This window comes from uncultured Tessaracoccus sp. (assembly GCF_947286155.1).
Taxonomy (GTDB): domain Bacteria; phylum Actinomycetota; class Actinomycetes; order Propionibacteriales; family Propionibacteriaceae; genus Arachnia.
Genome location: NZ_CAMYPD010000079.1, coordinates 1 through 5,975, shown reverse-complemented (window position 1 = coordinate 5,975; position 5,975 = coordinate 1). Strand labels below are relative to the sequence as shown.

General features: G+C 64.4%; 5 protein-coding genes. All 5 read right to left on the bottom strand.

The window, feature by feature from the left end:
* On the bottom strand, positions 1-266 hold a 266-nt coding region (locus Q0X68_RS12855), incomplete at its 3' end, for a hypothetical protein (RefSeq protein ID WP_297752558.1).
* 18 nt (positions 267-284) lie between these two features.
* Positions 285-2,591, bottom strand: coding sequence for a hypothetical protein (locus tag Q0X68_RS12850; protein ID WP_297752555.1), 2,307 nt, complete (start codon positions 2,589-2,591; stop codon positions 285-287).
* 2 nt (positions 2,592-2,593) lie between these two features.
* The gene (locus Q0X68_RS12845; protein ID WP_297752552.1) at positions 2,594-3,100 is read right to left on the bottom strand and encodes a hypothetical protein; all 507 of its coding nucleotides are present in this window, start codon (positions 3,098-3,100) and stop codon (positions 2,594-2,596) included.
* Between the two features lie 14 nt (positions 3,101-3,114).
* The gene (locus tag Q0X68_RS12840) at positions 3,115-4,233 is read right to left on the bottom strand and encodes a hypothetical protein (protein ID WP_297752548.1); all 1,119 of its coding nucleotides are present in this window, start codon (positions 4,231-4,233) and stop codon (positions 3,115-3,117) included.
* On the bottom strand, positions 4,230-5,975 hold a 1,746-nt coding region (locus Q0X68_RS12835), incomplete at its 5' end, for a sialidase family protein (protein WP_297752545.1). The genes Q0X68_RS12835 and Q0X68_RS12840, both read right to left, overlap by 4 nt.

The following is a 5,975-nucleotide window of genomic DNA, read 5'->3' as shown; positions in this document are numbered from 1 at the left end:
AGCCGCACGATCTCGCGGCGCTGCGTCCCGGTGAGGTTCCAGACGCGCACGTCGACTGCGGCACCGTCGGAATGCACCCCGGCGGACTCCTCCGCGTAGCCCCGCGCCTGGATGATTCGCCTATCCAGATCAACGCTCGGGTATTTCTGCTTCACGAGCGCCACTAGCGCCTCCCAGGCCGGTTTTACCTCCGGGCGGACCTGCGCTTCGCGGCCCTTCACGTCGAGGCCGTGATAACCGATTTGAACATAGGGCTGACTAGCCATAATGCCTCCTAAGCGGGGTCACTTCTCGTAGGTGACCCTGAGAACACAGTCGGACAAAGCACGAGAGAACTTTCCGTAAAACTGGCCAGACGAATCGGCGTAATGCCCGAGGTACACCGACCTGGTGCTCGCCTGCCAACCGCTGAGGGTCACGAACTTCGTTTGCCCCTTGCCCCACGGCACCCGAGTCTCGTTACTCTTCGACGCACCCGTCGGGGTGGACGACTTGGTGTAGTTCGTTGCGGGAACCAGCGATGCCGTCATCCCGGAACCGGCGTAGGTGTGCAAATTCCTTAGACGGACCTCAACCTTTTTGATCGTCGCCCCGGTGATGTCCTGCTGTGCCTGATACGGAAAGACAATCTGCGACACCCGGCGCACCCCTTGGTATGTGCCGTGGTGCAGCACGTCACCAACCTCGGTGCTACCCCGCCACGAATACACGTACGCCGCGCTGTAGGTCTTGGTGTAGGTGCGTTTCGTCGGCGGCGGGGGTAGCGGCTTCGGCTTCGGTGTGGGTGCTGGCGTGGGCTCCACGAATTCCTTACCCCCGCCGTCGCTCCACTCAATACCGGTAGTCACCGGTCCTCGCCCCAAATCCTCTAGCCAAAAATAGGATTGAGACTGATCCGAGCCGCCATCAGCCCACAACCTAACCGGTCGGGACGCCGCCGACCAATTCCGCATCGAAATCATCGCAGAATAATTGTCATAGTTGAAGGTTTCACGGAAAATGGCTTCAATGTGGGCCGACCCAATTCCGCCCACAGGGATTTGCACGCGCCGGATACCAACCACCGGCGAAGCAATGTCGGCCGTCTCCTCGGGGTGCGCCCGCCAACGGAATTGGAACTCAATAACATCCCCAGCAGTGCCCTCGAACACGACTTCGCCACACAATTTGTAGCGCCTATACGCTTCGAGCGGCCAGGTGAACGCCACCAAACCGTAGGGGGTGTTCGTCATCTGCGGCAGTGCCGCGCCCGACCCCCACGTCCAGCCAAGCATGCCCCGGGGCAGCCACGACAACTGCTGCGCGACCGACTCGTCGCCGATCAGCAGATCTTTGACCGACACGTCACCAGAGAACGACGCGTTACCGCCGCTACCGGAAATGACCACCGTCGGTGGCTCATCCGGGGCTGGGGTGAGTGAGATAGAGTCGCCATCCGGCCCGCCAATAACCATTGTCTCCGACAACTCTCCACTCTCGTCATAGCGCGAGGAAGTGATCGTGTTATCGGTGATCGTGATGTCGCCGGCCTTACCGGGGGAGATGATCTTCGCGCCACGAATCTCGTAGCCAGTGAACGAATCCGCCTCGATCATCTGCGCGGTGAGCTTCCCTGCGAACGCCTGCTGGAACGTGGCCACATTTGCGGCGAGCTTGTTCGCCCACGCCTCATCCATGCGCACCGTGCCGGCATCAATTGTTCCCGGGACGATGAGGTTCCCCATGACCTCGGTTTGCGCCCACGTGCCGCGGATCAGATACCAGCGCCGGAGCGTCACCACCGGGCCGTTTTCTGGTTCGCTGCGCACCTCCCACAGCGCCCCGTCTGGTCGCCCCTCGGCGTCAGCGGCGGTTGGGTCGCGGTGCGAGACAGTGACTGAGCGCGGCCCTTGCTCGATAATCTCCGTTGCGGCATCCAGATTTGCCTGCATCTCACCCAGCTGTGTCTCCAGCTCGGCGCGTGTCTGCTCTAGCTGTGCCCGCAGCTTGGCTGTGAAGATCGATGCCGACCGCCTGGTCTGCTCCGGCGCCTCGTAGGCTCGCGTCTCGCTCTCCCCACCCGGCCCGGTGATAGTGACCATCTCCGCCACGTCATCATAGGAGATGACCGTTTCGCCCCTGACCGCGATCTCCTCGCCGCGCGGTTCGGGGTCGGCCTCCCACGCGAACGGTTCGCCAATCAGCGGTGACTCTGTGTCGTCCTCGTCGTCGGGCTCGTCGTCGGGGAACTGCGGCTCAGGCCCCGGATCAGGGACAGGCTCCTCGCCTGGTTCGCCCCAGTCCGGCTCATCCGACTCGCCCGCGTAGGGCGGTTCTTCCTGCGGCGGTTCCGGCTCAAGCTCCGGTTCGCCCGGATCGGCAGGCTCGTGGGCTTCCTCGTCGGTCGGCAGGTACTCTTCTTCATCCCGTGGGATCGCCCCAGTGTCTGAGTATGGCGGCAGTTCGGACGGGTCAATGCCCGGCGCTTCCGGCTCCGGCTCCGGGTCGCCCCAGTCTGGCTCATCTGGTTCGCCCGCGTAGGGGGGTGGCGGCTCGGGTGCCGGCTCTATCAGGTCGGGGTCAATCTCCCCACCAATCTCGGGCTCGCTCATGCTCAGGCCGCCTCGTACACGACTTGCAGGGAGTACCAGTCGCCCGACTTGTGTGTCTTCGTCGGGATTGTCGTCGACAGCCGGCCCAAGTCGCCCACGATCGCGCCGACAGCCTTCGACGACACCGGGAACACCGCGCCGCCGTAGAACTTGCCGCCACGGATCGCAGACAGGCTACCGCCAACCATGTTCCACGCCTTCGGCGTGACCGGGGGGAGCGAGAAAATCCAGTTACCAGACCCGACCCACGAGTTGCTCGCCCGCACGAGCCGAATGCTCGCTATCACTGTCTTGCCGACCTGCGTGTAGCGGCCAGTCAGCGACCCCGAGGCGACCTTCAAGATCGTGCCGTTCGACTGCGACCACACCGGGGTATACGTCTTCCACTCACCCAGATGCTTATCGATGCCGTCCGAGATGCTGTTCAGGTGCTCCCAGGTGCGCGTCGAATAGTCAGGTGCGAATCGGGGCAGCCCCAGATTCTGAGTTTTCGCAGGCGATGCAGGCATAGCTTCCTCGTCTCCTAGATAGTGGTCACTTGGGCAGGCTGGCCGCACACGGTGCCCCGCAGCACGGTGCACTCCACCTCGGCCTGCCCGGTGCCGACGTCGAGCTTCATCGAGGCGACACGCCCCACACAGTCAGTCCGCGACGTGGTGTCGCGAATCGTCGCGATATCCCCGACCTCGATACGGGGGTCGGCCCGCAGCGTCACCTGAATCGTGGACGCCTCCTCGATCCGCCGCGTGAGCTGCCGACGCGCCTGGGCACGCATAGCACCCTGTGTCGCTGGGCCATCCAGTCGGATCACCTCCGGCACACGCCCGTAGGGGCCATCCCAGCGGCGCGGCCCGGACTTCAGCATTTCCGACCAGCCCGTGACCGTGCGCTTCCCGTCCTTGTCATCCTCACGCCACACCGTGACGCGGTTCGGAATCTCCTCAACCGCTGGCGTGCCCGTAACCGACACCAGCGGCACGCCCGCATTCCCCCACGACCAGTCAGACTCAACACCCGTCGCGCGACGCCCAATCTCCACACCCCGACCCCGACGACTAGGACGCAGCTCAGAGCCGGCCTGCGTGATGATCTGCTCCAGCGTCGACAGCACCGTCGCACCCGCCTCACACTCCGTGGCAGGCAGCTTCCACTCAGAGAAATCCAGCGTGGGCACCCACTCCACACCCGCCTCGCGCGTCATGCGCGTGATCTGCGCGCCAGCCACACCCGAGACTACGATTCCACCCGGCTCCCACCACTTCGCCCGATCCAGCCGCGCAGGGCCCTCCGGGTCGGCACTGACACGCCACAAGCCGCCGCTGACGTGCTCCGCCTCCGAGACGAGCCACCAACCAAGCGGCACGCTCACGCCGATCATGGGCCACGTCCACCACACCTCGAGGGTCTGCCCGAGATTCCCCACAGGGTGCCGGTCATGCATGATCGACTCCCCGACAATCGCATCCACGTCGAGCGCACCACGACGCTGCGACGCATCGAACGCCACAGTCCCCGCCGTCGGCACCAGGCGGCCAAGCACCGTGCCGCCCAGCCTCGACACAATCTCGAGGCGAGCATCAACAGCCGACTCCGCCAGATGCTCATCAACCGCCGCATCGATCTGCGACTCGAGCCGAATCACAGCAGCAGCCTGTCTTGCGTGAACGATTCGGCAGCCACATCGCCGAGCGTCTCCCACCGCTCAGCGATATCACCCAGCCTGCCAGTACGCGACTCGGCGATCTGAAGCTTCACCGTCCACACATCGGTGTTGGTGCTCGACTTCTCCGACGCGCCCACGAGCAGCGCCGTCGAGTCGTTGAGCGGCACGAGATCCGCATACATCATGCGCCCCGGATCGACGTCGAGCAGCCCCCACGTCGCCCCACCGTCGCGCGACTCACCGAGCACCAGCGACTGCGGCGACCCATCCATCCGTGGGTCGCGCAAAGTAACCAGTAGCGACCCGTCAGGCATCACCGCGGTTGCGGGCTGGCCAGACACGTCGGCAATCGCCTTGCGCGGCTTCGTCCATGTGCGTCCATCGTCGCGCGACCATTGCACCCACATGTCGCCCCAGTGCACACCGGCGCGTACATGCGTATCCCAGCGGGTGATCATCATCAGACGCCCATCCGGCAGCTTCGACAGCTGCGACTCGGCAGGCCCACTCCCGTCCTTGAACTGCGCCTGGATTGGGTTCGCCTGAGGCTCCCATGTCTTGCCCGCGTCAGTGGAGGAAGTCAGGTAAATTCCTTGCCCCGAGTAGCACGCGGCAAGCATCAGGCCGTCGGCAGTGCCGTTGTCGACCCACAGCATGTCCGCCGGGAATGTCCACGTGCTCGGCGGCGCACCCCAATCGGCGTGAGTGAGCTGCTTCAAGCTCGGAGGTGACGCAGGGTTCGACGACACACCCAAATACCCCGCGAACGGGCCCCTGGTCATCGCCAGCACCGCGTAGCGGTTGCCGAGCGCCCGCACAGCAACCGGGGTATGCGCCCCGGAACTCAGCCGCACCGGAGCGCCCCACGTTACACCATCGCGAGAATAAGCAAGCTGCCCATACGATGGCCCATTCTTTTGATAGTGATCCGTCTGTGAGCTCCACGCCACCAGCACGCCGTCACCGAATCGCGTAACACGGGGGAACGCCTCATATCGGTCCGTATCGGCAAGCATGCGTGGCGAGCCACTCACCCGCCACCGCCTACTCACCGACGGCTCGATGGCTTCATGCAGCTGCCCCAGCGTCGCGATACCCGCGTTCGCCTTGATCTTCGGGCGCGGCACCTCTATCACATCCCACGAGTGCCGACGCCACTGCTCCCGGGCCATCTGCGAATGCAGCCGCTGCTCCACCCTCGGACCCGCGAGCGTAAACCATCTGTCTGCCACGCCCCGCTCACCTGTGCGCAGCAGTAAAGGCCGCCGAGTCGCCATCAACTCCCCAAGCAGGAGGCGATCAGAATCCGTCGTCGTGTAGAACGTCAACTGCTCCACCGGTGACTGCTCCGGGCGCACCGACATTAATGGATGCCCACCTGGCGTCACATGCAGCCACGTCACCTCGGTGCTCGACTCAAACGTCAAATCCCCGACCTCAGCGCCAATCAGCGGCACCGTCCGGCCCGAGATCGGATCAGACAGCGCCACCACACCCGACGCCACGGGCGGAACATCAACCCACGCAGACCCCAGCCGGTAAATATGCTGCACCACATGCTCCCCATAGGGAGCCTCCGAGTCGACCCACTGCTCAGCACCGCGAAGATCAACATCGCTGGCGATCACCAGCTGCACAGTGGAGCCGTCAACCATATGCGAGGTGCGCACAAGATCGGCCTTGCCTGTGCCGCGACCGGCCCACGAGATCACAAACCGGGC